General features: G+C 59.7%; 23 protein-coding genes, 1 tRNA gene and 1 riboswitch. Of the genes, 2 read left to right on the top strand and 22 right to left on the bottom strand.

Translation table 11 applies throughout. The features are described from left to right. Nucleotides 1–727: 727 nt before the first annotated feature. The 16 genes from BLV67_RS09625 to BLV67_RS09540 form a co-directional block, all read right to left on the bottom strand. Entirely contained in the window at nucleotides 728–1,000 is a 273-nt protein-coding gene (locus BLV67_RS09625; RefSeq protein ID WP_069788533.1) for a hypothetical protein, read from the bottom strand. A 514-nt stretch (nucleotides 1,001–1,514) separates the two neighbouring features. Further along, nucleotides 1,515–2,480, bottom strand: coding sequence for an AAA family ATPase (locus tag BLV67_RS09615; protein WP_069788535.1), 966 nt, complete (start codon nucleotides 2,478–2,480; stop codon nucleotides 1,515–1,517). Nucleotides 2,481–2,534: 54 nt separating this feature from the next. Beyond that, nucleotides 2,535–2,711, bottom strand: a complete 177-nt coding sequence (locus BLV67_RS09610) for an AlpA family transcriptional regulator (RefSeq protein WP_074854445.1) — start codon at nucleotides 2,709–2,711, stop codon at nucleotides 2,535–2,537. 189 nt (nucleotides 2,712–2,900) lie between these two features. Next, complete coding sequence (locus BLV67_RS09605) at nucleotides 2,901–4,163, bottom strand: tyrosine-type recombinase/integrase (protein ID WP_069788536.1); 1,263 nt, start codon at nucleotides 4,161–4,163, stop codon at nucleotides 2,901–2,903. Nucleotides 4,164–4,334: 171 nt separating this feature from the next. Beyond that, nucleotides 4,335–4,408 (bottom strand) — tRNA-Gly (locus BLV67_RS09600). Nucleotides 4,409–4,592: 184 nt separating this feature from the next. Next, the gene (locus tag BLV67_RS09595) at nucleotides 4,593–5,477 is read right to left on the bottom strand and encodes an alpha/beta fold hydrolase (RefSeq protein ID WP_065929095.1); all 885 of its coding nucleotides are present in this window, start codon (nucleotides 5,475–5,477) and stop codon (nucleotides 4,593–4,595) included. Between the two features lie 304 nt (nucleotides 5,478–5,781). Then, nucleotides 5,782–6,474 carry a pseudouridine synthase gene (locus BLV67_RS09590; protein ID WP_065929096.1) on the bottom strand — a complete coding sequence of 231 codons (693 nt, stop codon included), beginning with the start codon at nucleotides 6,472–6,474 and terminating at the stop codon, nucleotides 5,782–5,784. Continuing rightward, nucleotides 6,474–6,686, bottom strand: a complete 213-nt coding sequence (locus BLV67_RS09585; protein WP_017137305.1) for a cysteine-rich CWC family protein — start codon at nucleotides 6,684–6,686, stop codon at nucleotides 6,474–6,476. The genes BLV67_RS09590 and BLV67_RS09585 overlap by 1 nt, the downstream gene beginning before the upstream one ends. A 51-nt stretch (nucleotides 6,687–6,737) precedes the next feature. Continuing rightward, entirely contained in the window at nucleotides 6,738–8,510 is a 1,773-nt protein-coding gene (gene atzF / locus BLV67_RS09580; protein WP_069788537.1) for an allophanate hydrolase, read from the bottom strand. Nucleotides 8,511–8,538: 28 nt separating this feature from the next. After that, entirely contained in the window at nucleotides 8,539–12,165 is a 3,627-nt protein-coding gene (gene uca, locus BLV67_RS09575) for an urea carboxylase (protein WP_069788746.1), read from the bottom strand. Nucleotides 12,166–12,419: 254 nt separating this feature from the next. Beyond that, nucleotides 12,420–13,049 (bottom strand): urea amidolyase associated protein UAAP2, encoded by a 630-nt coding sequence (locus BLV67_RS09570; RefSeq protein WP_069788538.1) that lies wholly within the window; start codon nucleotides 13,047–13,049, stop codon nucleotides 12,420–12,422. 9 nt (nucleotides 13,050–13,058) lie between these two features. Further along, nucleotides 13,059–13,784, bottom strand: a complete 726-nt coding sequence (locus BLV67_RS09565; RefSeq protein WP_069788539.1) for an urea amidolyase associated protein UAAP1 — start codon at nucleotides 13,782–13,784, stop codon at nucleotides 13,059–13,061. Then, nucleotides 13,781–14,545: an ABC transporter ATP-binding protein gene (locus BLV67_RS09560; protein ID WP_069788540.1), complete on the bottom strand. Its 765-nt coding sequence runs from the start codon at nucleotides 14,543–14,545 to the stop codon at nucleotides 13,781–13,783. The genes BLV67_RS09565 and BLV67_RS09560 overlap by 4 nt, the downstream gene beginning before the upstream one ends. After that, nucleotides 14,542–15,357, bottom strand: a complete 816-nt coding sequence (locus BLV67_RS09555) for an ABC transporter permease (protein ID WP_065929100.1) — start codon at nucleotides 15,355–15,357, stop codon at nucleotides 14,542–14,544. Before BLV67_RS09555 ends, BLV67_RS09560 begins: the two co-directional genes overlap by 4 nt. A 12-nt stretch (nucleotides 15,358–15,369) precedes the next feature. After that, the gene (locus BLV67_RS09550; RefSeq protein ID WP_065929101.1) at nucleotides 15,370–16,437 is read right to left on the bottom strand and encodes a putative urea ABC transporter substrate-binding protein; all 1,068 of its coding nucleotides are present in this window, start codon (nucleotides 16,435–16,437) and stop codon (nucleotides 15,370–15,372) included. Nucleotides 16,438–16,497: 60 nt separating this feature from the next. Continuing rightward, a riboswitch (guanidine-I (ykkC/yxkD leader) is annotated at nucleotides 16,498–16,601 on the bottom strand. Between the two features lie 157 nt (nucleotides 16,602–16,758). Further along, nucleotides 16,759–18,381, bottom strand: a complete 1,623-nt coding sequence (locus BLV67_RS09540) for a methyl-accepting chemotaxis protein (protein WP_065929102.1) — start codon at nucleotides 18,379–18,381, stop codon at nucleotides 16,759–16,761. Between the two features lie 305 nt (nucleotides 18,382–18,686). On the opposite strand from BLV67_RS09540, the gene BLV67_RS09535 reads away from it, so the two are divergent. Next, nucleotides 18,687–19,052, top strand: a complete 366-nt coding sequence (locus tag BLV67_RS09535) for a hypothetical protein (RefSeq protein WP_074854444.1) — start codon at nucleotides 18,687–18,689, stop codon at nucleotides 19,050–19,052. A 54-nt stretch (nucleotides 19,053–19,106) separates the two neighbouring features. Here the strand turns inward: BLV67_RS09535 and BLV67_RS09530 are convergent, their stop codons facing one another. Next, a complete protein-coding gene (locus tag BLV67_RS09530) occupies nucleotides 19,107–20,219 on the bottom strand; it encodes an enoyl-CoA hydratase/isomerase family protein (RefSeq protein WP_065929103.1) in 1,113 nt (370 codons plus the stop codon). A gap of 136 nt (nucleotides 20,220–20,355) precedes the next feature. Here BLV67_RS09530 and ung point away from each other — a divergent pair, with 136 nt between their 5' ends. Further along, nucleotides 20,356–21,048, top strand: a complete 693-nt coding sequence (ung, locus tag BLV67_RS09525) for a uracil-DNA glycosylase (RefSeq protein WP_069788541.1) — start codon at nucleotides 20,356–20,358, stop codon at nucleotides 21,046–21,048. Nucleotides 21,049–21,174: 126 nt separating this feature from the next. Here ung and BLV67_RS09520 read toward each other — a convergent pair whose 3' ends face one another. Genes BLV67_RS09520 through BLV67_RS09500 form a run of 5 tightly spaced genes read right to left on the bottom strand, consistent with a single transcriptional unit; the run spans nucleotide 21,175 to nucleotide 26,546 of the window. Beyond that, nucleotides 21,175–22,212, bottom strand: a complete 1,038-nt coding sequence (locus BLV67_RS09520) for an AbrB family transcriptional regulator (protein WP_065929287.1) — start codon at nucleotides 22,210–22,212, stop codon at nucleotides 21,175–21,177. After that, on the bottom strand, nucleotides 22,205–23,719 hold the full coding sequence (locus BLV67_RS09515; RefSeq protein ID WP_065929105.1) for a tripartite tricarboxylate transporter permease: 1,515 nt from the start codon (nucleotides 23,717–23,719) through the stop codon (nucleotides 22,205–22,207). Before BLV67_RS09515 ends, BLV67_RS09520 begins: the two co-directional genes overlap by 8 nt. A gap of 1 nt (nucleotide 23,720) precedes the next feature. Continuing rightward, complete coding sequence (locus BLV67_RS09510; RefSeq protein ID WP_065929106.1) at nucleotides 23,721–24,179, bottom strand: tripartite tricarboxylate transporter TctB family protein; 459 nt, start codon at nucleotides 24,177–24,179, stop codon at nucleotides 23,721–23,723. Between the two features lie 60 nt (nucleotides 24,180–24,239). Continuing rightward, the gene (locus BLV67_RS09505) at nucleotides 24,240–25,223 is read right to left on the bottom strand and encodes a Bug family tripartite tricarboxylate transporter substrate binding protein (protein WP_017137320.1); all 984 of its coding nucleotides are present in this window, start codon (nucleotides 25,221–25,223) and stop codon (nucleotides 24,240–24,242) included. A 33-nt stretch (nucleotides 25,224–25,256) separates the two neighbouring features. Then, nucleotides 25,257–26,546 (bottom strand): OprD family porin, encoded by a 1,290-nt coding sequence (locus tag BLV67_RS09500; RefSeq protein ID WP_056857382.1) that lies wholly within the window; start codon nucleotides 26,544–26,546, stop codon nucleotides 25,257–25,259. Between the last annotated feature and the right edge of the window lie 50 nt (nucleotides 26,547–26,596).

Raw genomic sequence — 26,596 nt, 5'->3', positions numbered from 1 at the left:
TTACGCTATTGATCAGGAGCCACTTATTTTATTTTTCGATATGCTAGATTTACAGGTTTAACCGTGTGATCTTCCTCGTCTGATTCGATGGAGCGAAATAAGAAATGCGTTGTGCGACTGACGATAATTTGATCATTAAAAACTTGAGTAAGACATACCATTCAGCGTCTAAAAGCGTATGTGCGTTCGATGTTGTTAACCGTCTTTACGAGCTAATTAGCCCGATTTATTGGTCCGGACTTAGTATTTTAAATTCCCTCGCTGAGGCTGGCGATCCAAGGTCTGTTGAACGGCTGAACCATGCCAAGGCACTAGAGTCTGGCTATCTACACAATGTACGTATGCACCGTGCACGCACAGGTGATTCGAACCTCAAAATTCGATTTCTTGAGACGTCGATGCACGAAAGCTTTTCGGAGGAAGCCGAGATCATTGAATTCTTGGAGGGTTTTGGTTTGGGTGTTTGCGAACTGCGCGTGAATCTTCGCGAAGTGCTTGTCCTGATCAGGAGAATATTGAGCATTTTGTTTTCCTTGGACCGGTATTTCAAGTGCATACCTCTTGAACTACATCACCTTCCTTGCTCGGCTAGTACGATCGGATCTCATGTGCGTGCGTACGCCATCGGCGTCAGACAACTTACGATGGAATTCAAGGGGCGCGAACGCCGAGTTATGGAAAAACCATCTGGTAAAGTCATTTCTCTCCAAGCTTGGAGAAGTGCGTCCTAGCGTTGATCACGTCGGCATCGCTCGCACAGCTTGAGGATCACTTGTTTAGTGAATGTCTCGGTTGCGGGTGACCGCCCGCAAGCCTGACAGGTGACTTCGCTTTCCAGCTCCAGGGTCTCTGCAAGCGCCGTGAGCGTCTTAGATGCATTACGGCCTAGCTGTATAGCCAGATATCCGTTTTTTGGCTTGGTGGACACAATCGTACCTTCCAATTTGGCGGCTTCAGAAATTTCAAGCTGAAATCTTTTCCAGCCCTCAGTGCTACTCATATCCACAACCTCCTTTCGGTCAAGGGTCCGTGGAATACCGTAGGCGGCCTTTAGGCCGTCAAGGATATGCCGCGAAAGCCCTTTACCGTACCACGCCCCTATCACCCTCTGAGAGGGGGCAGGGAGCTTTATCCCCTGCTCCCGAGTCCCGCGGAGGGCGGGAGGGGTGAGGGCAGAGCCCTCGCGGGTTTGCCGTTGCTTTACGATAATACTTACTCCTTAGATCTCGCATTTAGAATTATTACGCTTAGGTTTTTTCTTCTGTGTATTGAGGCATTGCTGTTTCTCTTCATCGGTAAATCCAAAAAGCTCGAAAGTGTCTTGATCTCTTGGGTCTTTCATATTTGTACCTTTCTCTGTTAGATATTTTTATTAGCCCAGCTGTACTCGCTTCGCTCGACCGCTGGTTACATTCGGACGCATAGCGTCCGGTGTCCCAATGTGCGGAACTTGGGGGGAGTGCAGAGGGGGGATGTAGGTCTTGTAGATATATATATAGGGAGAGTGTCCTATGTCATGTGTTCTGCGATTTTGTTATTTCATAATAAACACGCCTCCCTACTTTGCTTCCGGTTATCAATTTAAGTCTTCTTGCTTCTGCGATTATTCGTTTTGCTTGCCTATCTTCGCAACCGACCATATTTTGTATGCATACGCTTAGTTCTCCAGAACTCAATTTTTCGCCTTGGATTAAACATCTGTCCAGAATTGCTGTTAAGTCGTTTTCTGGTATCGCTTTCGGCAGTACGATATTTAATGATTCGTCCCATTCCAAAAGACGATCCTTTTGAGCGGGTATGGCCCTGGCACTTATGCTCATGTTGCAGGTGTCTGTTCCTTTTGGGGTTAAAGTGATCGCCCCATCGACCTCGCCATGTATAGAGCCCGCGCCACGCATACTCTGGGCGTCAGCATTTCCATAAACGTTATTTTTGCGACTATGATGAACAATAATATGTGCACTTTTTTCACTTAATTCTCTGATCCTTTGCAGTACCTTTTTCATTGCTCCATTATCGTTCTCTTCACATCTATGAAGGCGCGATAAAACGTCCCAAATGATTAGGTCAGGTTTCACCATATTCACGGCTGTATTGATTTTATCAACGTCATCGGCGTGAAAAATGTCCATCGCGCCAAGTCCGGTCGGTCTTACAAGATTTCTATCTTCGCAGAGATCTTTAAAGTCGTTATTTACCATCCTCAACGCTCTGCTCCAAAAAACTCGATCTTTCAATTCAAGGTCAAAATATAGTACCGTTTTGGGAGTAGGGCATTCGTAACCGATAAACCTTTCGCCTTTAGAGATCTTTAGTGCCATCGACAGGGCAAACATCGATTTACCTGATTTTGGCGGGCCTGAAACAATCCATTGATCACCTGCCTCAATAAGATCCACCAGCAGCCAATCGACCGATTTTTGGGCTTGGGCCAGGCCCGCAGCGGGCAGCCACGATTGTAAAAGTGTTTGTGTGTTCATTTCTGTTTCCATGTTTTTGTTATAGTGTTGTGAGGTAATTTTTTTGTAATGGTATTAACGGTTCATTGCTCTTAGGTTGATCCATTGATCTACCTCGTCTTCCAGCCAGCCGCTAGCTCTAGCCGATAGCTTGATCTGCGCGGGGAAATCATTTTCTTTAATTAGCGCATAGATAGCAGTGCGCCCAAGTCCTATCTTTTGTGATACTTCGGTGAGTCTGAGGATATTCATATTTTCTCCGTTTGTTGTTGTTCGAGAATATTCTAGGCAGTTCGAAAAAGTAGTTGCAACTAAAAGTTAGAAAAAAGAGCAAAAAAAAGCAGCCTTTGGCTGCTTTATTAGTGATTCTTAGCTTTTTTAATACGGTTATTAAAAATATATGGTTTTTTTAATAATGGTATTAAAAAATATTAGCGTTTTTTAATATTTCGCTTTGGCCTCTTGTACCCTACGTGCGAATGATTGTGCTTCTTCTGGACTGATCCCTTTTGCAAGGCATTCCGTGTATTCCACATACCATTCCATCATCAACGTTCGGGGTTTCAAATAAGCTGCTTTGTTGTAGACCCCTTGCAATCCCCGCTTTTTATGAGAAAGCTGCATGCTAATCCATTTGCTTTCCCATCCATGCTCCTCCAAAAGCGTAGTCGCGGTGTGACGGCTGCCGTGCCCCGTCATTAGGCGCTTATAGCCAACATTTGCGTAGCATTTATTGATCGTTCCATCGCTTATATAGCTGCCTTTAATTCCGCCCTGGATTGGAAATACAAATTTTTGTCTGCCTGTTATTTTTTTAAGATCTGTCAATAGATCAACAATTTTTGGCGATAGTGGAACGATGTGCTCTCTCTTCATTTTCATTTTTTCTTCTGGAACGTTCCAGGTGCCATTGTCTAGATCTAAATCACTCCATTCTAGGCTTCTGATCATGCCCGGACGGCTTGCCGTCCAGAAATTGAGCCAGGCGGCTGCGGTAGTTATCGGGCCGCTATTCGAAGTCCTGAGGGCCTTCACGAATCCGCCGATTCCTTGTTCTAGAAGATGAGGGTGCTGCTGTGCCTGCGGCTTGGAGGCGGCAAGTTGAAGCAAGTTGCTAGCAGGATTATTTTCGCAATAATCCTTCGCGATGGCATATCCAAAAATCATCCCAAGCCATGACCGCGCTTTTTTGGCGCTATCATGCGCTCCCCTCTTCTCGATAGCCTCCTGGATTGCGGCACAATGTGCACGGCTCACCTTTTGGATCGGAATAGCGCCGATTATCGGCAATATGTCATTATCGAGAGCAGCCCGGATTCCTTTCAGAGTAGAGACCGCACGCCCAGCATCGATCTTTTTCTGATACCACTCTTCCGCTACAACGGCGAACGTATTACCTACGGCAATACGACCTTGTGCCTTAGAGGCGAGAGGATCGATACCCTCACGTAGTGCTGCCAATATTTCGCTCACTCTCGCCCTGACGGCCTCAACACCCGTATTGGGATAGCCACCCAACCCCGTCCAAGCCCATTTACCGTTACCCTTCTTATAGCGCAGCTCCCAGCCTTTGGCGCCGCTAGCCTTCACGACGAAGTAGAGATTATCCACGCCGTATGGCTCGCGGTAGGTTTTCGCCTCTGCTTCAAGGGCGTCTAAGGCTCTCACGCTAAGCGGTCTTTTCTTGATTTCGGTGCGTTTCATAAAGGAATTTTGTATGGCTCAGTTCGAATTTCGAGCGACCATACATGCAGCCATACAAAAATGGCAAGGTAGTCTGGGAATGGTGGCGAACGCTAGCGAACCTTGAAGGGCTCAGGAGTAGGCGTTTCCGGGGAGGTAGAGTACGTCTTGGAACGCACTCGGATGTAAAGATGGAGCGGGTAGAGGGAATCGAACCCTCGTCGGAAGCTTGGGAAGCTACTGTTCTACCATTAAACTATACCCGCTCAGAGCGGCTGACTTTGTACCAGATGTTCGCCGGGATTTGAAGTTTTTCTTCGAAAAATGTGTGAGTTGGGTTCATCAAGCTTGTGTGGGAGCTGGCTTGCCTGCGATTGCATCACCTGAGTGTGACTGGCACACCGCGGCGCCTGCAGCGCGGGCAAGCCCGGCTCCCACATAAGCCGCCTTTCAGACAGCAAACGCATGCTGCGTCTGGCCCTGGTGATAACGCAACCGGCTCACCTGGCGTTCTGGTTTCAAAAAGCCCACCACCGCGTCCCGGCTGTCTCGGCAGGCCGCCTTGTGCTCCATGTCCAGAAAATGCCCGGTCGCCTGGATGGTGCTGAAGCTGCTGTTGGCCACGTGCTGGCCAAACAACTTGGCATCCTCGGCGCTGGTGTACTCATCCCATTCGCCATTCAAAAACAGCACCGGAATGTCGATCTGCCTGGCGGCTTTGAGGTAGCACAGCCGGTCGCTGTTGAGCACATGGCTGATGTGGAAGTGCATCTGCCCGTATTCATGCTCTGCCAGACCGCTCACATGCTTGTAGTTGAAGCGCTTGAACAGTGACGGCAGGTGTTTGCCGATGGTGCTGTTGACCAGGTGGCCCACGTTGTGGCGATCGAGGTTGCCGAGGTAGTCGACACCGCGTTCGAGGTAGTCGCGCATGGGCGTGTTGATCACCGGCGAGAACGAGCTGATCACGGCCTTTTCCACGCGGCGCGGCCGGTGGGCGAGGGCGACCAGGGCAGCGGCGCCACCCCAGGAGAACGACAGCACGTGTTCGGCGCTGAAGTGGTCGATGAGTTCCAGCAGGATCTGGCCTTCGACTTCCTTGGTCAGCATGTGCTCATGACGGTTATGGATTTTGGAGCGGCCAGCGTAGGGCTGGTCGTACAAAACTACATTGAATTGCGGGTACAGGCTTTTCACGGTTTGAGCGAAGGATGCCGTGGTGGCCATGGAGCCATTGACCAGGATGATGGTCTTTGCAGCAACGTCCGCGCGATAGAACTCCGTGTAAACCCGATACTGACCCTGTATATCCAACACAGCGATTTCTGGCCTCATGTCGTAAGACTCCTGGCAAGCGGGTAGGGCGCGCAGATCACTCTGCACGAGCTTTATGACAGGTAGGCATACGCCTGGAAGATGAGGCCCATGTCGGTCCGATAACGGCTGGCCGACGGGTGTTGTTATGGCGGGCTGTTTGCCTGTGAGGCCCGTCGATCAAGCGCGGGCGGGGCAAGGTGTTTCTTGGAGGTTATGGGGCGACTCGCCAGTCATGATTTGGCTGACGTTTTGATTCAAGCAGCACAGGCGCCAGCTCGCAAGGCGCCAAGCTGGTTTTTTGCCATCACCGGCCGAACGGTCGTCAGACCTGTCGGATTTCTTCGTCGGTCAGTTCCCGATATTCGCCCTGCGCAAGGGTGGCATCCAGCACCAAAGGCCCCATCCGCTCACGGTGCAGGCCGATTACCTTGTTATTAAAATGCCCGAACATGCGCTTCACCTGGTGGTAGCGGCCTTCGATGATGCTCAGGCGTGCGGTCCTTGGGCCGAGTAGCTCAAGGTCGGCGGGTTGGGTGGTGAGGTCTTCGAAGGCGAAATACAGGCCCGCAGCAAAGGTCACTGCATACTCAGGACCAATGTCCTGCTCGGTTTCAACGAGGTAAACCTTGGGCAGTTTGGTCTGGGGTTGGGTCAGGCGCCGCGACCACTGGCCGTCGTTGGTGATCAGCATCAGCCCGGTGGTGTTGAAATCCAGACGGCCGGCGATATGCAGCTCGCTCTTGTCCGGTTCATCCAGCAGATCAAGGACCGTGGGGTGCACCGGGTCGGCGGTAGCGCTCACACAGCCCTGGGGTTTGTGCAGCATGAAATAACGCGCCGGTTTGCCGGCTTGCAGTACCTCGTCATCGACACACACGCGGCTGAATGCTCGCACGTCATGGTGCGGTTCGCTGACGGCCACGCCATCGACCGTCACCCGTCGCTCAACCAGCAGCACACGCACTTGCTTACGATTGAAACGCGGCAGGTTGCTGAGGAAACGATCAACGCGCATTACGGCTGTTCAGCCCCACGCAATTGCGCATCTACCTGCGCACAGCGTGGGCACAGGCAGGCCTTATTGCGCAGTTCATCGGGCAGCGCTTCGAGCACCGCCGGATCGATGGTGACGCTGTAGCACCAACAGGCTTGGTCGGCGGTACGCGGGTCGGCCAGGGTGCAGTCGTTGCGGGCACCGCAGGCGGGGCAAAGGGTGGGTGTGGTCATGTCGGTTCGGGCTGTATCGCGCAATTCCCTGCACGATACAGCGCCGCCGTGCTATTGCAAGCTGCGCAAGTAACCGCGCCAGCCGCCGAAATGGCTGATGTCCACGGCGCCCGTCAAGCCGTAGGGCTCGCAGATGAAGCCGGTTTCCCAGCGTCCGTCGGCCAGTTGCACTTTGCCCAGGCCCAACGGCGCAGGGATACCGGTGAGAAAAGAGTCCAGCTCACGGCTCGGCACCTCCCACACTTCCACCTCAATGGCCACACCGCCTGTGCTCACCCGCAGCATGCCGGGGCGGTAAGGCGGGCCGCCTGCCAGCGCGAACAGTTGATAGTCGGCCGAGCTGTGGGTGCGCTCCAGCAGGCGCGCACCACGCCGCACTAATTGACCATTAAGTACCAACCCTTGCAGATGCGCGCCGCACACCACCAGCCGCGTGAGGTCATGGCTGGCGACACCCGCAGGTACAGATAAAGACGCATCCTGCTGACGCTGCAATGCATCCGCCACGCCCAGCAGGTATTGGTCGGTAAATGCCCGGCCGAACAGCGTCACACCCCAGGGCAAACCGTTGCGCATAAAGCCGCTGGGCACGGCGACGGCGGCGTAGTCCAGCAGGTTCATGAAGTTGGTGTAGTAGCCCAGTTCGGCATTGCGCAGCACCGGTTCGGCGCGCAGTTCTTCCAGCGTCACCGGGCGGCCGATGGTGGGCGTCAGTACGCAGTCGAGGCCTTCGAGCAAACCATCGCACTGGGCTTTCAAGGCTTGCAGGCGGTACTGGGCGCGAAAGGTCTCCACGCCGTTCACCGCAGGCGCCTTGGCCAGCACCGCACGAATCACCGGCAGCACGGCCTCGGGATTTTGCTCCATCAGTTCGCCGGCCACGCTGTAGCGTTCGGCCACCCACGGCCCTTCGTAGAGCAGGCGCGCGGCTTCAAGGAAGGGCGACAGGTCCAAAGTTACCGGCTCACCACCCAGCGCCGTCAAGCGGTCGATGGCCTGCGCAAACAGTTGTGGGCCTTGCTCGCAGCCGAAATACTCCAGGTCCTGCTCGCGCGGCACGCCAAAGCGAAATGCGCGGGGTGCGCCGAACGCCGACCCATCGTTCCACGCCGGGTTTGCTCGGCTGTACGCATCCAACGGATCGAGCCTGGCGGTCAGCGCCAGTAACTGGCTGGCCTCGCGCGCGGTGCGGGTAAAGGTGGTGACGCAATCCAGCGTGCGGCACGCCGGCACCACGCCAGCCGTGGAGATCAAGCCTTTGCTCGCCTTGAGCCCCACCAGGTTATTCAGCGCCGCCGGCACCCGTCCGGAACCTGCGGTGTCGGTGCCCAGGGCAAAACTTGCGACACCCAAAGCGACGGCCAGCGACGACCCGGCACTGGAGCCGCCCGACGGATACTCCGGCAACACGCTGTTGGGGCACGCGCCATACGGCGAGCGGCTGCCATTGAGGCCGGTGGCGAACTGGTCGAGGTTGGTCTTGCCCACTGGTACCGCGCCCAGGGCGATCAACTGCTCGACAATGCTCGCGCTGCGTTGCGGCACATAGGCGAACGCCGGGCACGCGGCGGTGGTGGGAATGCCGGCTAAATCTATGTTGTCCTTGATCGCAAACGGTACGCCGAACAACGGCAAGTCAGCCGGTTCGCGAGTGTCCAGTGCGGCCAGGTACGGCTCCAGTTCCGACTCGGTCAGCAGGTGAATAAACAGGTGATAGTCGGGGTTCAAATGCGCGGCTTTTTCGCGCAGGTGCCGCAGCACTTCACGGGGCGTGGTATCGCCGCTCAGGTAGGCATTGCGCAGGTTGTCCAGTTGCAGGTTCATGGCTTGTCCGCCTGTAGAAATAGAAGAGTCAGTCACGTTCGAGCACCACCACCCGTTGCCCGGCGCCAATGCCGCTGCCGGGTTGCACGGGGATCTCGCGCACAGTGCCGGCGAACGGCGCCACTACCGGGATTTCCATTTTCATCGACTCCAGAATCACCAGCACATCACCGGCCGACACCTGCTCACCCATCCCCACCTGGACTTGCCAGAGGTTACCCGCGATAGGGCTGTCGACACTGATTTGGTTGGCCTGCAACGGCGTGTCTGCACCTGGTGGTGCTGCGAGTTCTTCACTGTCGAAATGCGCCTGGCCACTGGCAATCCAGCGCTCACGCTCGGCATTGAAGGCGTGCTGCTGATGCTCACGAAACGCGCCAATGCTTGCGGCTTCGCGCGCGAGGAAATCCTGATACTCCGCGAGGTTCAACTGGCTGTGCTCGATGCTCAATTCAAAGCGCCCCAGCGGAAAATCGCGGCGGATCTGCACCAGCTCATCAGCCGTCACCGGGTAAAAACGGATCTGGTCAAAAAAGCGCAACAACCATGGCTTGCCATCAAACGCGGCGACTTCCCGGTAGCGGTTCCACATCTGCAAGGTGCGCCCCACAAACTGATAACCGCCTGGGCCCTCCATGCCGTACACGCACAGGTAGGCGCCGCCGATGCCCACCGAGTTTTCGGCAGTCCAGGTGCGGGCCGGATTGTATTTGGTGGTCACCAGGCGATGGCGCGGGTCCAGCGGTGTGGCCACCGGGGCACCGAGGTAGACGTCACCCAGGCCCATCACCAGGTAGCTGGCATCGAACACCGTGTGGCGCACTTCATCGAGGTTGGCCAGGTCGTTGATGCGACGGATGAACTCCAGGTTGCTCGGGCACCACGGCGCGTCCTTGCGCACGGTGGTCATGTATTTTTCGATTGCCAGCTGGCACGCCGGGTCGTCCCACGACAGTGGCAAGTGCACGATGCGCGAGGGCACTTGCAGGTTGGGGGTGGCGCACACGGCAGCCCATTGCGTGGTGATCAGCACCAGCAAATCGGCCAGCGGCAGTTGTTCCGGCTGGTAGTGGATTTGCAGGGAGCGGATGCCTGGGGTCAGGTCGATAACGCCCGGCAGGGCGAGAGTTTCCAGGGCTTGCATGAGCGCATGAGCGCGAAAGCGCAGCACCAGGTCCAGCTCGGGGGCGCCGATTTCCAGCAGCAGGTGGGTGTCGCCCGCGAGGCGGGCGATGAGGCGGGTGTCATCATGGCCTACATGCAATACCACAGGCGACTCGATCAAATGTGGGAGCGGGCTTGCTCGCGAATACGGTGTGTCATTCAACCCATCTGGCGACTGTTCCACCGCGTTCGCGAGCAAGCCCGGCTCCCACAGTTGATCCCATTTCAGGGCGAGGTCGCGGGCGGTTTTGAGGTTCACGGGTTCGAACCGCAGTTTGTCCCCGGCCTTGAGTTGCCCCAACTGCCAAAGGTCCGCCTCGATCACCGTCACCGGGCACACAAACCCGCCCAGGCTCGGCCCATCCGGCCCCAGGATCACCGGCATGTCGCCGGTAAAATCCACTGCGCCGATGGCATAGGGGTTGTCATGGATATTCGACGGATGCAGCCCCGCTTCGCCACCGTCTGTGCGCGCCCATAAAGGCTTGGGCCCGATCAACCGCACGCCGGTGCGGCTGGAGTTAAAGTGCACTTCCCATTGGGTGGCGAAGAAGGTGTCGATGTACTCAGGCTTGAAGTATTCCGGCGCGCCGTGCGGGCCATAAATCACCCGGAGCGTGCGCACCGCTGGCAAGGGTTCAGCGATCAATTGTTGCCCGGCCTCGGCATCTGTCAGTGGCAGCAAATGCAACACATCGCCCGTGCGTAACGCGCGCCCGGCGTGCCCGCCGAACTGGCCGAGGGTAAAGGTGCTTTTGCTGCCCAGGTAGTCCGGCACTTGCAGCCCGCCGCGCAGGCACAGATAGCTGCGCGCACCTGCTCCAGTAATAGTGCCAAGGCTCAACACCGAGCCTGCTTCAACCCGCAACGCGGTGTTCATCGGCACTGGCTGGTCATTCAGCAACAGCGCAATGTCTGCACCCGTGACAGCCACCACCGCCGCGCAATTGAAGCGCAACAGTGGGCCATTTATGGTGATTTCCAGCGCCGCCGCGCCGTCGTCATTGCCCAGCAGGCGATTGCCCAGGCGCAGTGCGCGGCTGTCCATCGGCCCGGAGGGCGGCACGCCGACGGCCCAGTAGCCGAGGCGGCCGGGGTAGTCCTGCACACTGGTTTGGGTGCCGGCGCTGAGCACTTCGAAAGTGCTGGCGCTGTAGACCAGCCCTTCCAGGCAACGCGTCCACGGGCGGCCGCCGGCAAACGGCGTGGCCAGCAGGATCTGGCGCAGGTAGTCGCGGTTGGTTTCCACGCCGTAGAGCTGGCTGTCGCTCAAGGCCTGATGCAGATCCAGACGCGCCTGTTCGCGCGTCGGCGCCCACGTGATGAGTTTGGCGATCATCGGGTCGAAGTACGGCGGGATCTCGCAACCGGCTTGCACCCAGGTGTCGATTCGCAAACCTTCAGCCGTCGGCAAGTCCACTCGGGTCAACAGGCCTGGGCTCGGCTGGAAGTCCTTGCCGGGGTCTTCCGCATACAGCCGCGCCTGAATCGCGTGGCCCTGAGGGCGCAACTTCAATTCGCTCAACGCGGGTAATTCACCCGCTGCCAATTGCACCATCCAGCGCACCAGGTCCACGCCCCAGACCTGTTCGGTGACGCCGTGTTCTACCTGCAGGCGCGTATTCACTTCGAGGAAGTAGAAGCGGCCATCAGCGCTGTCAAAGATGAATTCCACGGTGCCGGCGCTGCGGTAATTAACCGCTTTGGCCAGGGTGATGGCGGCCGTGCACAAGGCCTCGGCCATGCCGTCGGGCAGGTTCGGCGCGGGCGTTTCTTCGAGGACTTTCTGGTTGCGTCGTTGCACGGAACAATCGCGCACGCCAAGGGCGATGACTTCGCCCAAACCGTCGCCGAACACCTGCACTTCCAGGTGGCGGGCGTGCTCGATGTATTTTTCGATAAACACACCGGCGTCACTGAAGTTGTTTTGCCCCAGGCGTTTGACCGCCTCGAAAGACTCGCTCAACTCGGCCGCACTGCGGCACACACGCATGCCGATGCCACCGCCACCAGCGGTGCTTTTGAGCATCACCGGATAGCCCACGGTATGGGCTGCCAGCAACGCGGTATCGAGGCTGTCGAGCAGCTCGGTGCCTTCCAATAAGGGAATTTGATGCTGCTTGGCCAAGGCCCGCGCGGTGTGCTTGAGGCCGAATACGTGCAGCTGTTCCGGCGTGGGGCCGACGAAGGCAATGCCCGCATTTTCACAGGCCTGGGCAAAGGCGGCGTTTTCCGAGAGAAAGCCATAGCCAGGATGAATCGCCTTGGCGCCACAGGCCTTGGCGGTGGCGAGGATTTTTTCCACTGCCAGGTAGGTCGCCGCCGCCGCGCCTTCGCCGAGGCTGTAGGCTTCGTCGGCTTGCTGGATATGCAGGCTGGCTGCGTCGGCTTCTGCATACACGGCGATGCCTTTGACCTGCAGCTCGCGCAAGGTGCGCAGGATGCGGCAGGCGATGGCGCCACGGTTGGCGATCAAGAGTTTTTCGAACATGGCAAAACCCTGCGGGCCGTCCCGCAAAGTGAGGGAGCACTGCGGTCGTCCGCAGTCCTAATTCTGAAAGCAATGAAGATCCAAGTGTGGGAGCGGGCTTGCTCGAAGGCGTAGTGTCAGTTACAGATGCACTGGCTGACCCACCGCATTCGCGAGCAAGCCCGCTCCCACATTTAGACTTCAGGGTTTTCGGATGCATTGCCCGGCGCGGGCTTGGCACAAGGCGAAGAGCCAACGGCGCAGGTGTTTTATTTTCAGTTCCATACCCATAACTCCGCAGGGGTCGGGTTGTAGCCATTGCATGGGTTGTTCAGTTGCGGGCAGTTGGAGATGAGTACGATCACGTCCATCTCTGCGCGCAGGTCGACGTACTTGCCGGGCGCGGAAATGCCGTCTTCAAAGGTCAGCCCGCCGTCGGCGGTCACCGGCACGTTCATGAAGAAATTGATGTTCGGCCCGATGTCGCCCTTGCCCAGCCGACCGTCGTGGGCGCAGGCGCGCAGGTAGTTATCGCGGCAGCTGTGCATGTAGCGTTTTTCCAGGGCGTAGCGCACGGTGTTGCTCTCTTGGGCACAGGCGCCGCCGAGGGTGTCGTGGCGCCCGCAGGTGTCGTCGACGATGGTCAGCATCGGCTGGCCGAGGTTGGAATACAGCACGCTGCCGGTACTCAGGTACACGCGGTTTTGCCGCCGCAGGGTGCGCTGTACGTCGTAGCGTTCCCTGGGGTTTTTGCGGCTGTAGAACAGCGTGTCGACGGCCTGGTTGCCCTCCAGGTCGAGGATGCGCAGGGTCTGCCCGGCGCTGACTTCCATCAGCCATGGCTCGCCGGCGGGAATGGTGGCGCGGTACACGGCCGCCTCGGGTTGTTTCAGTGCAGTAGGCATGGCAGCTCCTCAGGCGAACAGGCGGTCGGTGTTGATAAAGCCGCGCTCGTTTTCCGGGCGCGACGTGCGGCAGTGTTCGGCGACGCTGGAATCGGCGTTCATCCAATTGAGTTTCAGCGGTTGCGGCGCGTAGTTCGGGTTGGGGTCCATCGGGTGTTGCAGTGCGGTCAGCACCACCAGCGTGTCCATCGGCGCGTAGAGTTCGATGTAGTCACCCGCCCTGGAATTGCCCGGCACAAAATACAGGCCGCCGCCTTCGTCAACGCTGACTCGGCTGAACAGGTTGAGGGTCATCAACAGGTCGGAAAGCCCCAACCCCCACTTGCCCAATTCCACCAGCAGGTTGTCGGTGCCGTTGCGCAAGAAGCCGTTGCGCAGCTCCTGATAGCGGCCCTGGCCGTACTTTTCAGCGACCTCGGCGGCGCACAGCACGCCGCCGATGCTGTCACTCCAGCCGCAGGTGTCGGCGGTGATCGCGGCCAGCACGCGGCCCATGTCCGAGTACAGGCAGTGGCCGCGGGTGAGTTTGGCGGTGTGTTGGCATTTGAGGCTGTCGGGCAGGTTCAGGCGCTCGGTTTTTTCGTTGGCATTGAGCAGGGTCAGGCTGACGTTGGCACCGCCGCGAATATCCGTGAGGCGCAGCAGTTGGCCGCGCTTGAGCACAAAGGAGCGGTGGCCGCCGCCGGGTAGCATTTCTTCGGCGAAGGGTGGGAACAGTTCAATGGAATCGGTCATTTGCAAGTCGCTCCAAGTTCGGCGGCCAGCGCTTTGCGGCGCTCGCTGTTCAAAGGGATGTCGTAGGTGATGCGCGCGCCATAGGCGCCGGGGGCCTGGGGGTCGACGCGGACTTTGTCGAACACCAGCAAGCGTGTGCCGAGGCTGAAGCCTTCGCTGAGGTCGTGGGTGACCATGAACACCGTCAGCCGGGTTTCGCGCCACAGCGCCAGCAACAGCTGATGCATGTCCTTGCGAATGCCCGGGTCGAGGGCGCCGAAGGGTTCGTCCAGCAGCAACACGCGGGGTTTCATGATCAGGGCCTGGGCGATGGCCAGGCGTTGCTGCATGCCGCCGGAGAGCTGCGCCGGGTATTTGTCCAGTGCGTGGCCGAGGCCGACTTTTTGCAGCAGGGCGGCGGCCTGTTCCCGTGCCTCTTGTTTGGCTTTGCCGAACAGCCGACCCAGCAGGCGTGAGCGCGGCAGTTCCAGGCCCAGGGCAACGTTGTCCAGCACCGTCAGATGCGGGAACACCGAATAACGCTGGAACACCACGCCACGGCTGGCATCCGGCTCGCCGGCAAGGGGGTGGCCGTCCAGCAGGATCTGGCCTTTGCTCGGGGTTTCCTGGCCCAGCAGCAGGCGCAGGAAGGTCGATTTGCCGCAACCGGAGGTGCCCACCAAGGTGCAAAATTCACCCTCATTGACGTGCAGGTTGAGCCCTTCGAGCACCACCTGGTCGCCATAGCGCTGCCACACATGGTTGACGCTGATAAAGCTCATGCGCGCGCTCCTTCGTACCAGGGGAAGGCACGCCGCGTGAGGGTTTTGAGGCCCCAGTCCATCAGCCAGGCGAGTAGGGTGATCCACACCACGTAGGGCAGGATCACGTCCATAGCCAGGTAGCGGCGCACCAGGAAGATCCGGTAGCCGAGGCCGTCGGTGGAGGCGATGGCTTCGGCGGCGATCAGGAATAACCACGCCGAGCCGAGCATCAGCCGCAGCGAGATCAGCAGGCGCGGCAGCAATTGCGGCAGCACCACGCGCAGCATCAACGTCCAGGTGGACGCGCCGAGGGTCTGTGCTTTCACCAGCAGCTCCACGGGGATTTCCCGCGCGCGTTGCTCCAGGTCACGGGCCAGCGCCGGGGTGATGCCGATGACGATCAGCATCACCTTGGACAATTCCCCCAGCCCGAACACGATGAACAGAATCGGCAATATCGCCAGCGGCGGCACCATCGACAGCACCGTCAGCAATGGCGATAACGGCGCGCCAAACAGCGGCAGCGTGCCGGCGGCAATCCCCAGGCACAGGCCGGCGAGGGCGCTGATGCCCAAGCCGATCGCCAGGCGGCGCAGGCTGGAGGCGCTGTCTTGCCACAGCACGTACTCACCGGTGCGCGTGTCGGCATTGAACGCCAAGCGTTTCACCGCGTCGCCCATTTGCGCGGCGCTGGGCAGCAATTTGTCGTTGGGGTTATCCGCCAGGCGCTCGGCCGAGCCTACAAAGTAGGCGAACAGCAGCAGGGCGAACGGCAGCAGCACCAACAGCAGGCGGCTGGAGCGTTCCGGGTGACGGTTGATCAGGCGCATGGCCGGGTCCTCTTACAGCGTGCCGTCGGCGGCCATCTGCACGTAGCTGGGGTCGAAATGCAGCTTGAGGTTGGCGGTGTCGCCGCTGGTCACGCCCTTGGCGAAGCTCATGCCCACGGCGCTGGCGTCCTTGGCGCCTTCGCCGAGCAGGCCGTGTTCAAACGAGAACTCGGCGACCTTGCGCAGGGTGGCGGGCAATTGCGCGCTGGTGGCGAACGCCAGGGCTTCCTTGGGCGTGGCGAACAGCTTGGTGGTGTCCAGTTGCGCCTGGAACCCCTTGAGGTCGGTGCCCGAGGCCTTGGCCATATGCTCAAGCGCAGCGGTGCTGGCCGCGTTTTTGGCGTTCATCAGCGCAACCACTTCAAACCACGCGCCGGTCAGCGCTTTGCCCAGGGCTGGGTTGTCTTTAAGGGTTTGGGTGTTGACCACCATCATGTCCATGATTTCGCCGGGCACTTTGCTGGAGTCGAACACTTGGGTGACGCCCGGTTTGGCCTTGATCTCAGAGAGCATCGGGTTCCAGGTGGTCACGGCTTGCACCTGGTCGGTGTTGAAGGCGGCGGCGATGTCGGCGTCGGAGGTGTTGACCACTTTGAGGTCTTTTTCGGTGAGGTCGGCCGACTCCAGGGCGCGGGCCAGCAGGTAGTGGGACACCGAGAGTTCCACCAGGTTGACGTTCATGCCCTTGAGGTCGGCCACGGTCTTGCCGGTGCCCTTGATCACTACGCCATCGTTGCCGTTGGAGAAGTCGCTGACCACCAGCGCGGTGCTGTCCACACCACCGGCGGCGGGAATGGTCAGGGCGTCCATGTTGGTCATGGTGCAGCCGTCGAACTGGCCGGCGGTGTATTGGTTGATGGATTCGACATAGTCATTGAGCTGCACCATGTCGATCTTGATGCCGTACTTGCTGGCCCACTTGTCGAGGATGCCTTGGCTGCCGGCGTATTCCCACGGCATCCAGCCGGCATAGATCGTCCAGCACACACTGAAGTGGTCTTTGGCAGCAGCTTGGGTTTGAAAGCTCAGCACGGCGGCAAGGGCGGCGGCGAGCAGGGCGGGTAAACGGATTGCGGGCATGGGGCTTCTCCAGTTGAACATGGGCGAGCAGGAGCAACGCGGCACCGCGAACGGTGGCTTGTCTCCCGGGCTTTTATCCCGCCGTGTAACCTCAACTGGAGGTCGCCAACTCTCGGACCAGCCACTCGCCTTTCAAGCGAGCCGGAACCCTAGTCGGCCATTGCAAATTGTGGTGCCGCGAACCTGTGATGAATCCTGCACGGGAGAGGCAAAGCGAGAGTCGTGCCAACTGGGCCAGAGGCCCGGTTTACGGCCGGGCGTGGCGGGGAAGAGGGGTGTGCGTGCGCCACTCGGGTGCGTTGGCGCACTGCAATGAGGCGGTTACAACTGGAACTTGCTGACCAGCACGTTGAATGAGGTGGCCAGGCGCGACAGGTCCTGGCTGGAGGCGTTGGTCTGGTTGGCACCGGCAGCGGTCTGGGTGGACAGGTCCTGAATGTTGAGCAGGTTGCGATCCACTTCTCGGGCCACTTGGGCCTGCTCCTCGGAAGCCGAGGCGATCACCAGGTTGCGTTCGTTGATCTTCGCCACGCTGGCGGTAATGCGTTCCAGGGCTTCGCCGGCGTTTTGCGCCAGGGTTTGGGTGTTGTTGGCCCAGGTCAGGCTTTTGTTCATGGCGGCCACGGCGTCATCGGCGCCGACCTGCACTTCGCCGATCATTTTTTCGATATCGACGGTTGAGGTCTGGGTGCGATGGGCCAGCGCGCGGACTTCATCGGCCACCACCGCAAAACCACGGCCTTGCTCACCCGCGCGTGCGGCTTCGATGGCGGCGTTAAGGGCCAGCAGGTTGGTCTGGTCGGCGATACCGCGGATCACGTCGATCACCTTGCCGATCTCGCGCACCTGGCCGGCCAGGTCGGCCACCGATTGTGTCGAATCGTTGATCTCGATCACCATCGAACTCATGCCGGACACGGCCTGCGCTACCTGCTCACGGCCTTCCTCCGCTTCGGTGGTGGCCTGGCGCGAGGCTTCGGAGGTCGACACCGCATTGCTGGCCACCTCATCCACCGCCGCCGTCATCTGGTTGACGGCAGTGGCGGCTTGCTGGATTTCGTCATTCTGGCGCGTGAGGCCACGGCTGCTTTCGTCGGTGACCGCACTGAGTTCTTCGGCGGCGGAGGCGAGCTGGTCGGCGGCGTTGGCGATTTCCACCAGCGTGCTTTTCAGCCCGCCCTGCATGTCGGCCAATGCCATCAACAATTTTCCGGCTTCGTCGGTACGGTCGGTGATGATGGCTTGGGTCAGGTCACCCTTGGCAATGCGTTGGGCGCTCTCGACGGCCTGGGCGATAGGGCGGGTGATCAGGCGGGTGATCAGCACGCCAATGATGAGGGCGATGATGAAGGCCAGCACGATGCCGCTTATCATCCAGGTCAAGGCGCTGCTGCGCAGGTCGGCGGCAGCGGCGGCGCCTTCCTGGATCTGGCGGTTGTTGGAATCGATAATCACACGGATCAGCTCGCGCGCCTGACGGAACAGCTCATTGTTGGTGCTGTTGAGCTGAGCGCGCGCCTGCTCGAGCTGGCCGCCGTTCATCATCGCGACGATGCGCTCGGAGTTGCTGATGTAGGTGGGCCAGATCTGGTCGAGCTTGTCACCGGCTGCCCGTTCGTCGTCTGCCAGCGGCGTGGCGCGATAGGTGGCGTAGGCGCTCTGGCTGCGTTTGAGTTCGTTGGCGATGTCCTGGTTCACGCGGTCGCGGTCCTGGGCGGAGACGTCGCCCTTGCTGGCGTCCAGCAAACGGTACAGACCACGGTTGTGGGCGACCAGACCATTGAGCGTACTTGCCGTGCTGCTGACGGAAACCAGGTTGTTGGAGAACGTGAGTTCCAATGCGCTGGAAAGGCGCACGACGCTTTTGATGCCCAGCAGGCCAACCCCGAGGGTGACCAGCGCGCACAGTAGGAATGAAAGCAGCAGCTTGGTTGAAATTTTCATGACTCTAATCCGGCGATATTGGCGAGGGGTGCACGATAGAGCCTCCCTGGCTATGTGCAATGTCATAGTGACATCATCGCAATCGACAAGGTTCCGGGCCAGCAAAATTTACTGAATCGATAAAGTAACTTGATAGTTACCGGGATGCGCAACGGATTGTATCGACTGCCTACGTTCATGTATCAAGTTATTACCAAAACGCACCAGATCTGGTTTTCGATGTCCGATACTGTGTCATTCGGCGAAAGTCGGGTGCCGCCCTCCCGCGTCGCTGGAGGTGCTCTTCCGCGGTCCAGGAGGCCGCCATGTATCGACGACTGCTGCTCAGCGCTTTACTCGGTCTTACCCTTTCTGCCTGTGTGCCCTACTACGATGGAGGCGGTAGCTACTATCGATCCGAGGTCTACACCGCGCCGGCGCCGGCGTATTACTACGGCGGTGGCACGTACTATTCGGCGCCACGTTATTACGCACCGGCTCCGCGCTATTACGCCCCCGCACCGCGTTACTACTCGGCGCCGCGTTATTACCAAGCGGCCCCGCGCTACTACCCCTCGGGCCCACGGGGCGGTTACCGGCCTTATCCGAACCAGGGTTGGGGCGATCACGGCGGCAGAGGCGGGCACGGTCGGGGTGGCGATCATGGAGGTGGCCGCGGCGGTCACCGCTGACAGGCCTTGAATGCAAACGGCGCAGGAAGCGCCGTTTTTTGTGGGCGACACTTTTCAGTAATCGGACAAATCCGCCAGCGGATGCCGGCCTTCCCACACCTTGTTGAAATGCGCCTGCACCACCGCCTCCGGGATCGTGTTGATATCCGGCCAATGCCAGTGGGGTGTCTGGTCTTTGTCGATCAACCGGGCGCGCACGCCTTCACTGAATTCCGGGTGGCGGCAGCAATTGAGGCTGAGGGTGTACTCCATCTGGAACACCTCGGCCAACGACAGGTGCCGCGCGCGCTGGATCTGCTCCCACACCAGGTGCGCGGTCAGCGGGCAGCCTTCGCTCAGGTTCTTGCCGGCGCGGCTGAACAGCGGGTCGGCGTGGTCGCGCAAGGGGCTCAAGGCACGCCAGGCACTGCGTGCATCAGCCACGTCCAGCCATTCGTCGATCTGCGCACGGTGCGCCAGCCATTGGGCGTCGGGTTGCTGGTCGACAGCTTCCTGGGCCAGCGCTTTGAGCAGGCTGTTGAGTTGCATCGGGGTCTGTTCCTGCCAGTTCAGTTGCAGCAGGCCATCAATGAGTTCGTCTTGTTGGTCGTCGCGCAAGAAACGATCGGCCAGGCCCAGGTCCAGAGCGTCACGCCCGTTGAGGTGGGCGCCGGTGAGGCCCAGGAACAGCCCGAGTTTGCCCGGCAGGCGCGACAGAAACCAACTGGCCCCCACATCCGGGTACAAGCCGATGCTGATCTCGGGCATGGCCAGGCGGCTGCTCGGTGTGACGATGCGCACCGAAGCGCTTTGCAGCAGGCCCATGCCACCGCCGAGCACATAGCCGTGCCCCCAGCAGATCAGCGGTTTGGGGTAGGTGTGCAGGCGGTAGTCAAGGCGGTACTCAGCGGCGAAGAACTGCGCGGCCAAGGCGGGCACGACGCCGGGCTGTTCACGGCAGGCCAGGGCGAGGCTGCGGACTTCGCCACCGGCGCAAAAGGCTTTGGGTCCATTGCCGCGCAGCAGCACACACACGATATTGGGGTCTTTGGCCCAGGCTTCCAGGCGTTCGCTCAGGGCCAGGATCATGGGCAGGGACAGCGCGTTGAGGGATTTTTCCGCGTCCAGGCTGGCGATGCCGAGGCGGGCACCGTCGCTGCCGGTCAGCTCTTCGAAGTGCAGGTTCATTGTGACCTCAATCGAGACAGTGAGCGATCAGTATGATCGCTCCGTGGGAAAGTGCCGATGATGTGTCAGATCAATTGACAAGCGGGGTCGGCTTTCCTAGGGTTCGCCCATTCTTTTTTTACACGATGAACAAACCATGACCGAAGGCGACCGTATCAAACTCGAACCCAGCTGGAAACACGCCCTGCGGGAAGAGTTCGACAAGCCCTACATGGCCGAACTGCGCGAGTTCCTGCGCCAGGAACATGCCGCCGGCAAAGAGATCTACCCGCCTGGCCCGCTGATCTTCAACGCGCTCAACTCCACGCCGTTGGACAAGGTCAAGGTGGTGATCCTCGGCCAGGACCCGTACCACGGCCCCGGCCAGGCCCATGGCCTGTGCTTCTCGGTACAACCGGGCGTGCCGACGCCGCCGTCGCTGGTCAACATCTATAAAGAGCTCAAGCGCGACCTGAACATCGACATTCCCAACCACGGCTGCCTGCAAAGCTGGGCCGACCAGGGCGTGCTGATGCTCAACACCACCATGACCGTGGAGCGCGCGAACGCCAATGCCCACGCGGGCAAGGGCTGGCAGTTCTTTACCGATCGTGTGATCGAGGTGGTCAGCGAGCACCAGCCGCACCTGGTGTTCCTGTTGTGGGGCGCCCATGCGCAAGGCAAGCAAAAGCTGGTGGATGCGACCAAGCACCTGGTGCTGACATCGGTGCACCCGTCGCCATTGTCGGCGTATCGCGGGTTCTTGGGGTGTGGGCACTTCAGCCGTAGCAACAAGTTTCTTGAGCAGAATGGCGAGACGCCGATTGAGTGGCGGTTGCCGCCACTCTAGAGGTTAACCGCAACCCAATGTGGGAGCTGGCTTGCCTGCGATGACGGTCTGTCAGCCGATACATTTATTGACTGAACCACCGCTATCGCAGGCAAGCCAGCTCCCACATTGGAATGTTGTGAAGGCTTAGATTTTTTCCGGCTGGCGGTTCCAGTGCCTGAACAACGGTTCCGCCAGAAACAGCACAAACAACAAACGCATCACCTGCATCGCCGTCACCAAAGGCACCGACAGCTGCAAGGTTTCTGCGGTGAGGCTCATTTCGGCAATGCCGCCTGGCATCATGCCCAGGGTGAGTGAACGCAAATCCAGCTGTGTCAGCGCGCTCAAGCCCACCGCTGCCAATGTCGCAAGTGCCATGGTCAAGGCGGTGCCGATCAAGGTACGGCTTATGAACGACGGCGCACGGCGGAAGAACTGACGGTTGAAGTGGCAGCCCAGGCCGCTGCCGATCAGCCATTGGCCGATCTGGCTGCCGCCGTCCGGCAGGCCGTAATGCAAGTCCCAGACAACACTGGCCGTCGCGCTGACCAACAGTGGCCCGAACAGCCACGGGTTGGGCTGACGCAAGCGCTGCCAGCCCCAAGCCACCAGCGCGCCGAGCGGGAACAGCAGCGCCAGCCAGCCCCAACTGACTGGGGCGGGGTGAAACTGCGGCGTGCCGCCTTCGAGCAAGTACTTGAAGATCGCCGGCACACACAGCACCACCACCAGCACGCGCAGACTCTGGCCCGCTGCGACACGGCTGAGCACTGCGCCATTGCGGGCGCCGAGGTTGACCATCTCACCGGAACCGCCCGGCATGCTGGAGAAGAACGCGGTGGCGCGGTCTTCACCGCTGCGGCGCATCAACCACACGCCGACCACGCTCGACAGGCTGGTGATCAACGCACCGAAAAAAATCAGGCCGAAGTGGCTCATCACCTGCTCGATCACCACCGGCGTGAAGTGCAGCCCGATGCCGATGCCCACCACCCATTGGCCGCATTTGCGCCCGCCGGGAATTTCCGCCAACTGCCACGGCGTGAGGCAGCGCACCAGGATAATCGCCAGCAACGAGCCGACCATGTACGGCAAAGGCCAGCCGATGAGGCTGGCCAGGTAACCGCCGGCCAGGCCGACCAGCGGTGTTGCCCACCATTGTTTAAAGGTGACCTCAGACATCGGCCAGGGCGCGACGCTGTTGGGCACGTTTACGCCAGATACGCAGCAGCGGCACGAACAACATGATTGCTGTCAGTACCCACACGCCAAAGGTGATCGGGCTGGACCAGAGGATCTCCAGCGCGCCGTTGGAGATCGACAGCGCGCGGCGCAGGTTCTGCTCCATCAGGCCACCGAGGATAAAGCCCAGCAGCACTGGCGACAGCGGGAAGTCGAGCTTGCGCAGGATGTAGCCGAAGATGCCGATGCCGACCATCAGGAACAGGTCGAAGGTGGTGGCGTGAACCGCGTACACACCGATGGCGGTGATGATGGCGATGACCGGCACCAGCGCCCAGTTCGGCACGGCGAGGATGCGCGTGAAGATGCGGATCATCGGGATGTTGAGGATCACCAGCATGATGTTGGCGACAAACAACGACGCGATCAGGCCCCAGACAATGTCCGGCTGTTGTTGGAACAGCAGCGGGCCAGGGGTGATGTTGTACAGCGACAGCGCGCCGATCATCACCGCCGTGGTGCCCGAACCTGGGACGCCGAGGGTCAGCATCGGCACCAGGGCGCCGCAGGCGGACGCACCGATGGCGGTTTCCGGCGCCGCAAGGCCGCGCATGTCGCCCTGGCCGAATTTGCCGCTGGCACCGGCCAGGCGTTTCTCGGTCATATAGGCAACGGCCGAAGCGAGGGTCGCACCGGCACCCGGCAGCACGCCCATGATGAAACCGAGCAAGCCGCAGCGGATGTTAACTACAAAAACCGCACCGGCTTCCTTCAGATTGAACATCATCCGCCCGGTGGCTTTTACCGCTTCCTGGCCACGGTGGGTTTTTTCCAGCAGCAGCAGGATTTCGCTGATGGAGAACAGGCCCAGTACCAACACCACAAACTGGATGCCGTCGGTGAGGTGAATGTTGTCGCCGGTAAAACGGTACACGCCGCTGTTGGCATCGATGCCGACGGCAGACAGGAAAAGACCGATCAGCGCCGCAACAAATGTCTTCAGCGGTTTGTCACCGGCCATGCCGCCCAGACAGACAATCGCGAACACCATCAGTACGAAATATTCCGCCGGGCCGAAGGCAATCGCCCATTTGGCCAGCAACGGTGCAAACAACACCATGCCGCAGGTGGCGATAAACGCGCCGATGAACGAACTCCAGGCCGACAGCGACAACGCCACACCGGCCAGGCCTTTACGGGCCATCGGGTAGCCGTCGAGGGTGGTCATTACGGTAGACGCTTCGCCCGGGATGTTGAGCAGGATCGAGCTGATACGGCCGCCGTATTCGCAGCCCAGGTACACGGCTGCAAGCAGGATCAGCGCCGATTCCGGCGGCAGGCCCAAGGCGAACGCGATGGGGATCAACAAGGCCACGCCGTTGATCGGGCCCAGGCCCGGCAACAGGCCGACCACGGTGCCGATCAAGGTGCCGCACAGCGCGGTCACCAGGTTGTAAGGGGTCAGTGCAACGCCGAAGCCCTGGCCCAAATAGCTGAACGTATCCATATCAGTTCTCCAGAACTTCAAGCAGGCCGAGGGGCAGCGGTACATCCATGGCCTTGTCGAACAGCAGGTACAGGCCGATAGCCATGAGGGTGACGATCACTGCGCTGGGCAACCAGCGGCCGCCATACAGGCGTGCCATCGGAATGCCGATCAGCATGCTGCTGAGGATGAAACCCAAGGGCTCGAAAGTGCCGGCGAACACGATCAACAGTGCGACGCAGATGCTGATCTTGATCAGGGTTTCGCGGTCCAGTGCCGGTTCTTCTTCGGTGTGCTTGGTCGGCTGCGGGCGAAAGATCATGTAGATCAGGCCCAGGCTCATCAGGCCGAGCATCAGCAGCGGGTAGGCGCGTGGGCCGACCGGCTCGTAGGAAAACGCCGCCTGATACGGCCAGGCCATCAGTGCCAGGCCGGCGCAGACCAGCAGCATCACCGAGGCGAAAATGCGTTGTAAGAGCATGTGGAACTCCTGGGCCGCGCCGCCCGTTGATGAGGGCGCGGCCGTGCAAAAGAGGGGCGATTACTGGATCAGGCCGAACTCTTTGGCCAGCACTTTGTAGTCAGCCACCTGTTTCTTCACGTAGGTGTCCAGCTCCGGGCCGGTCATGGCGAACGGGAACAGCTCGCGCTGGTCACGCAGCTTGGCGAACTCTTCGGAGGCCAGCAGTTTGTCGAATGCTTCTTTCCACCAGGCGTAGTCGGCATCGCTGACTTTTGGCCCGAGGTAGAAACCGCGGACCACTGGCCAGACGATGTCGTAGCCTTGCTCTTTGGCGGTCGGGATATTCTTCATTTCCGGCTCGTCCAGGCGCTCTTCAGCGAACACGGCGAGCAGGCGCATGTCACCGCTGAGGATGTGCGGCATGGAGTCGGAGATGTCGGTACTGCCCACCTGGATGTGGCCGCCGAGCAGGGCCGTGGCGATTTCACCGCCGCCTTCGAGGGCGACGTAACGCAGCTCGCGAGGGTTGATGCCGGCGGCCTTGGCAATCAGGGCGGTTTGCATCCAGTCCTGACTGCCAACCGTGCCGCCGGAACCGATTACCACGCTGCCCGGATCTTTCTTCAGGGCTTTGACGAGATCGTCGAGGGTCTTGTAGGGCGAATCGCTTTTCACCGCGATGGCACCGTAGCTGGTGCCGACCGCTGCCAACCAACGCACGGCGCTTTCATCAAAACGGCCGAACTTGCCCTGGGCCAGGTTCAACAGCGAACCGCTGGACCAGGCCACCAATGTGCCGCCGTCCGCTGGGCGCTGGGCGACCACCGCGTTATAGGCCACCGCGCCCACGCCGCCGGGCATGTAGGTGACGCGCATCGGTTTGCTCAGCAGCTTCTCGTTGACCAACGCGCTTTGCGCCAGTTTGCAGGTCAGGTCAAAACCGCCGCCGGGAGAGGCTGGGGCGATGCATTCCGGGCGCTTGGGTTCATCAGCGGCCAGCAGTTGGCCGGCGAACAGCATGCAGCCGGCGGCGAGGGCCAATTTACGCAGTGAATAGGTCATTTTTAACTCCGTCTTTGTTGTTATGGGGTACGACTACCAAAGAGCCAGGCTGTAACTCACCAGCACGCGCACTTCATCCGCATCACGGGCCGAGTAGTTGGAGCGGTACGTGGCGTTACGCAGGCGAAACGCGACATCCTTGAACGTGCCGCTTTGCACGATGTAGCGGATCTCGCTGTTGCGTTCCCACTCCTTGCCGGTCTCGCCGTTCTTGAGTTTGATGTTGTCACCTGACAGGTAACGGCTCATGAAGCTCAGGCCGGGAATACCCAGCTTGGCGAAATCGTAGTCGTAGCGCGCTTGCCAGGAGCGTTCTTCGGCGCCGGCAAAGTCGTTGATTTGTACGAAGTTGACCAGGTACGGGTCGGCGCCATCCACATAGGGAAAGGCGCTGTCGCCGGACATGTGCTGGTAACCGGCGCTGAGCTTATGGCCATTGAGGGCATAGCTGAACAGGCCGTTGAGGGATGTGTTGTCGATCTTGCCGCCATGGGCCGCGCCCGTGTCATCACTGATGGCCAGGCGCAAGTCGGTGCCGAAGGTGCCTGGGCCGAGTGGGCGCGAGGCAACCAGGCCGAGGAAGTGCTGGCGGTACACGTCATCGAGTTGGGCGAAGTGGTAGCTGCCGGTGATCTTGTCGGCAAACTTGTAATCCACGCCGCCGAAGTTGAAGTGCTTGCCGGTAGCGCCGCTGACGAAACGGCTGTTCTTGTTGTTGAGGGCGATTTCTTCGTAGTCGGTGGAATCGCGGTCTTTGGCTTTATCCAGGCGGCCGCCGGTAAACACCAGGTTTTTGAATTCTTTGGAGGTCAGCAAGCCACCGTTGAAGGTCTGCGGCAGGATGCGGCCGTCGTTGGGTTTGAGGATCGGCAGTTCGGGGATCAGCGCGCCGATCTTGAGTTCGGTGGCGGAGATCTTCACTTTGCCGGTCAGGCCGAGTTTGGAGTAGTCGTCGACAGCGCGGCCGTTATCGGTGGGCAGCAAGCCAGAACCTGTGCGGTCGGGGCTGGAGTCGAGCTTGACTCCAAGCATGCCCAGCGCGTCCACGCCAAAGCCGACGGTGCCGTCTGTGTAGCCCGACTGCAGATTGAGCATGAAGCCCTGGGCCCATTCATCGCGCTTGGATTGTTGTGCGCTGGTGCCGTCGCGAAAGTCGCGGTTGAAGTACATGTTGCGAGTTTCCAGCGTAGCGCTACTGTCTTCGAAGAAGGCAGCCTGGCTAAGCGGCGAAAAGCCGGCAAGGGCGGTGGCACTGGCAAGGGCGGTCTTGGCAAGACGGGAAAAACGCACAGGCGGGCAAGCCTGGGGCTGGGTCGACAGCATTGTGGTGTACTCCGTTATTGTTCTTATTTTGGCGAAAACGCTTCGAGGCG

This window comes from Pseudomonas salomonii (assembly GCF_900107155.1).
GTDB classification, from domain to species: domain Bacteria; phylum Pseudomonadota; class Gammaproteobacteria; order Pseudomonadales; family Pseudomonadaceae; genus Aquipseudomonas; species Aquipseudomonas salomonii.
The sequence above is the reverse complement of the archived record's forward strand: the minus strand, read 5'-3'. Positions and strand labels throughout refer to the sequence as shown.

What these genes read in the sequence shown, in the direction of transcription:
- BLV67_RS09625 (WP_069788533.1), bottom strand. Translation starts at nt 1,000, where the DNA reads ATGAGTAGCACTGAGGGCTGGAAAAGATTTCAGCTTGAAATTTCTGAA.
- BLV67_RS09540 (WP_065929102.1), bottom strand. Translation starts at nt 18,381, where the DNA reads ATGAAAATTTCAACCAAGCTGCTGCTTTCATTCCTACTGTGCGCGCTG.
- ung (WP_069788541.1), top strand. Translation starts at nt 20,356, where the DNA reads ATGACCGAAGGCGACCGTATCAAACTCGAACCCAGCTGGAAACACGCC.
- BLV67_RS09615 (WP_069788535.1), bottom strand. Translation starts at nt 2,480, where the DNA reads ATGAACACACAAACACTTTTACAATCGTGGCTGCCCGCTGCGGGCCTG.
- atzF (WP_069788537.1), bottom strand. Translation starts at nt 8,510, where the DNA reads ATGAACCTGCAACTGGACAACCTGCGCAATGCCTACCTGAGCGGCGAT.
- BLV67_RS09570 (WP_069788538.1), bottom strand. Translation starts at nt 13,049, where the DNA reads ATGCCTACTGCACTGAAACAACCCGAGGCGGCCGTGTACCGCGCCACC.
- BLV67_RS09585 (WP_017137305.1), bottom strand. Translation starts at nt 6,686, where the DNA reads ATGACCACACCCACCCTTTGCCCCGCCTGCGGTGCCCGCAACGACTGC.
- BLV67_RS09515 (WP_065929105.1), bottom strand. Translation starts at nt 23,719, where the DNA reads ATGGATACGTTCAGCTATTTGGGCCAGGGCTTCGGCGTTGCACTGACC.
- BLV67_RS09510 (WP_065929106.1), bottom strand. Translation starts at nt 24,179, where the DNA reads ATGCTCTTACAACGCATTTTCGCCTCGGTGATGCTGCTGGTCTGCGCC.
- BLV67_RS09590 (WP_065929096.1), bottom strand. Translation starts at nt 6,474, where the DNA reads ATGCGCGTTGATCGTTTCCTCAGCAACCTGCCGCGTTTCAATCGTAAG.
- BLV67_RS09520 (WP_065929287.1), bottom strand. Translation starts at nt 22,212, where the DNA reads ATGTCTGAGGTCACCTTTAAACAATGGTGGGCAACACCGCTGGTCGGC.
- BLV67_RS09605 (WP_069788536.1), bottom strand. Translation starts at nt 4,163, where the DNA reads ATGAAACGCACCGAAATCAAGAAAAGACCGCTTAGCGTGAGAGCCTTA.
- uca (WP_069788746.1), bottom strand. Translation starts at nt 12,165, where the DNA reads ATGTTCGAAAAACTCTTGATCGCCAACCGTGGCGCCATCGCCTGCCGC.
- BLV67_RS09530 (WP_065929103.1), bottom strand. Translation starts at nt 20,219, where the DNA reads ATGAACCTGCACTTCGAAGAGCTGACCGGCAGCGACGGTGCCCGCCTC.
- BLV67_RS09595 (WP_065929095.1), bottom strand. Translation starts at nt 5,477, where the DNA reads ATGAGGCCAGAAATCGCTGTGTTGGATATACAGGGTCAGTATCGGGTT.
- BLV67_RS09535 (WP_074854444.1), top strand. Translation starts at nt 18,687, where the DNA reads ATGTATCGACGACTGCTGCTCAGCGCTTTACTCGGTCTTACCCTTTCT.
- BLV67_RS09550 (WP_065929101.1), bottom strand. Translation starts at nt 16,437, where the DNA reads ATGCCCGCAATCCGTTTACCCGCCCTGCTCGCCGCCGCCCTTGCCGCC.
- BLV67_RS09500 (WP_056857382.1), bottom strand. Translation starts at nt 26,546, where the DNA reads ATGCTGTCGACCCAGCCCCAGGCTTGCCCGCCTGTGCGTTTTTCCCGT.
- BLV67_RS09505 (WP_017137320.1), bottom strand. Translation starts at nt 25,223, where the DNA reads ATGACCTATTCACTGCGTAAATTGGCCCTCGCCGCCGGCTGCATGCTG.
- BLV67_RS09560 (WP_069788540.1), bottom strand. Translation starts at nt 14,545, where the DNA reads ATGAGCTTTATCAGCGTCAACCATGTGTGGCAGCGCTATGGCGACCAG.
- BLV67_RS09565 (WP_069788539.1), bottom strand. Translation starts at nt 13,784, where the DNA reads ATGACCGATTCCATTGAACTGTTCCCACCCTTCGCCGAAGAAATGCTA.
- BLV67_RS09555 (WP_065929100.1), bottom strand. Translation starts at nt 15,357, where the DNA reads ATGCGCCTGATCAACCGTCACCCGGAACGCTCCAGCCGCCTGCTGTTG.
- BLV67_RS09610 (WP_074854445.1), bottom strand. Translation starts at nt 2,711, where the DNA reads ATGAATATCCTCAGACTCACCGAAGTATCACAAAAGATAGGACTTGGG.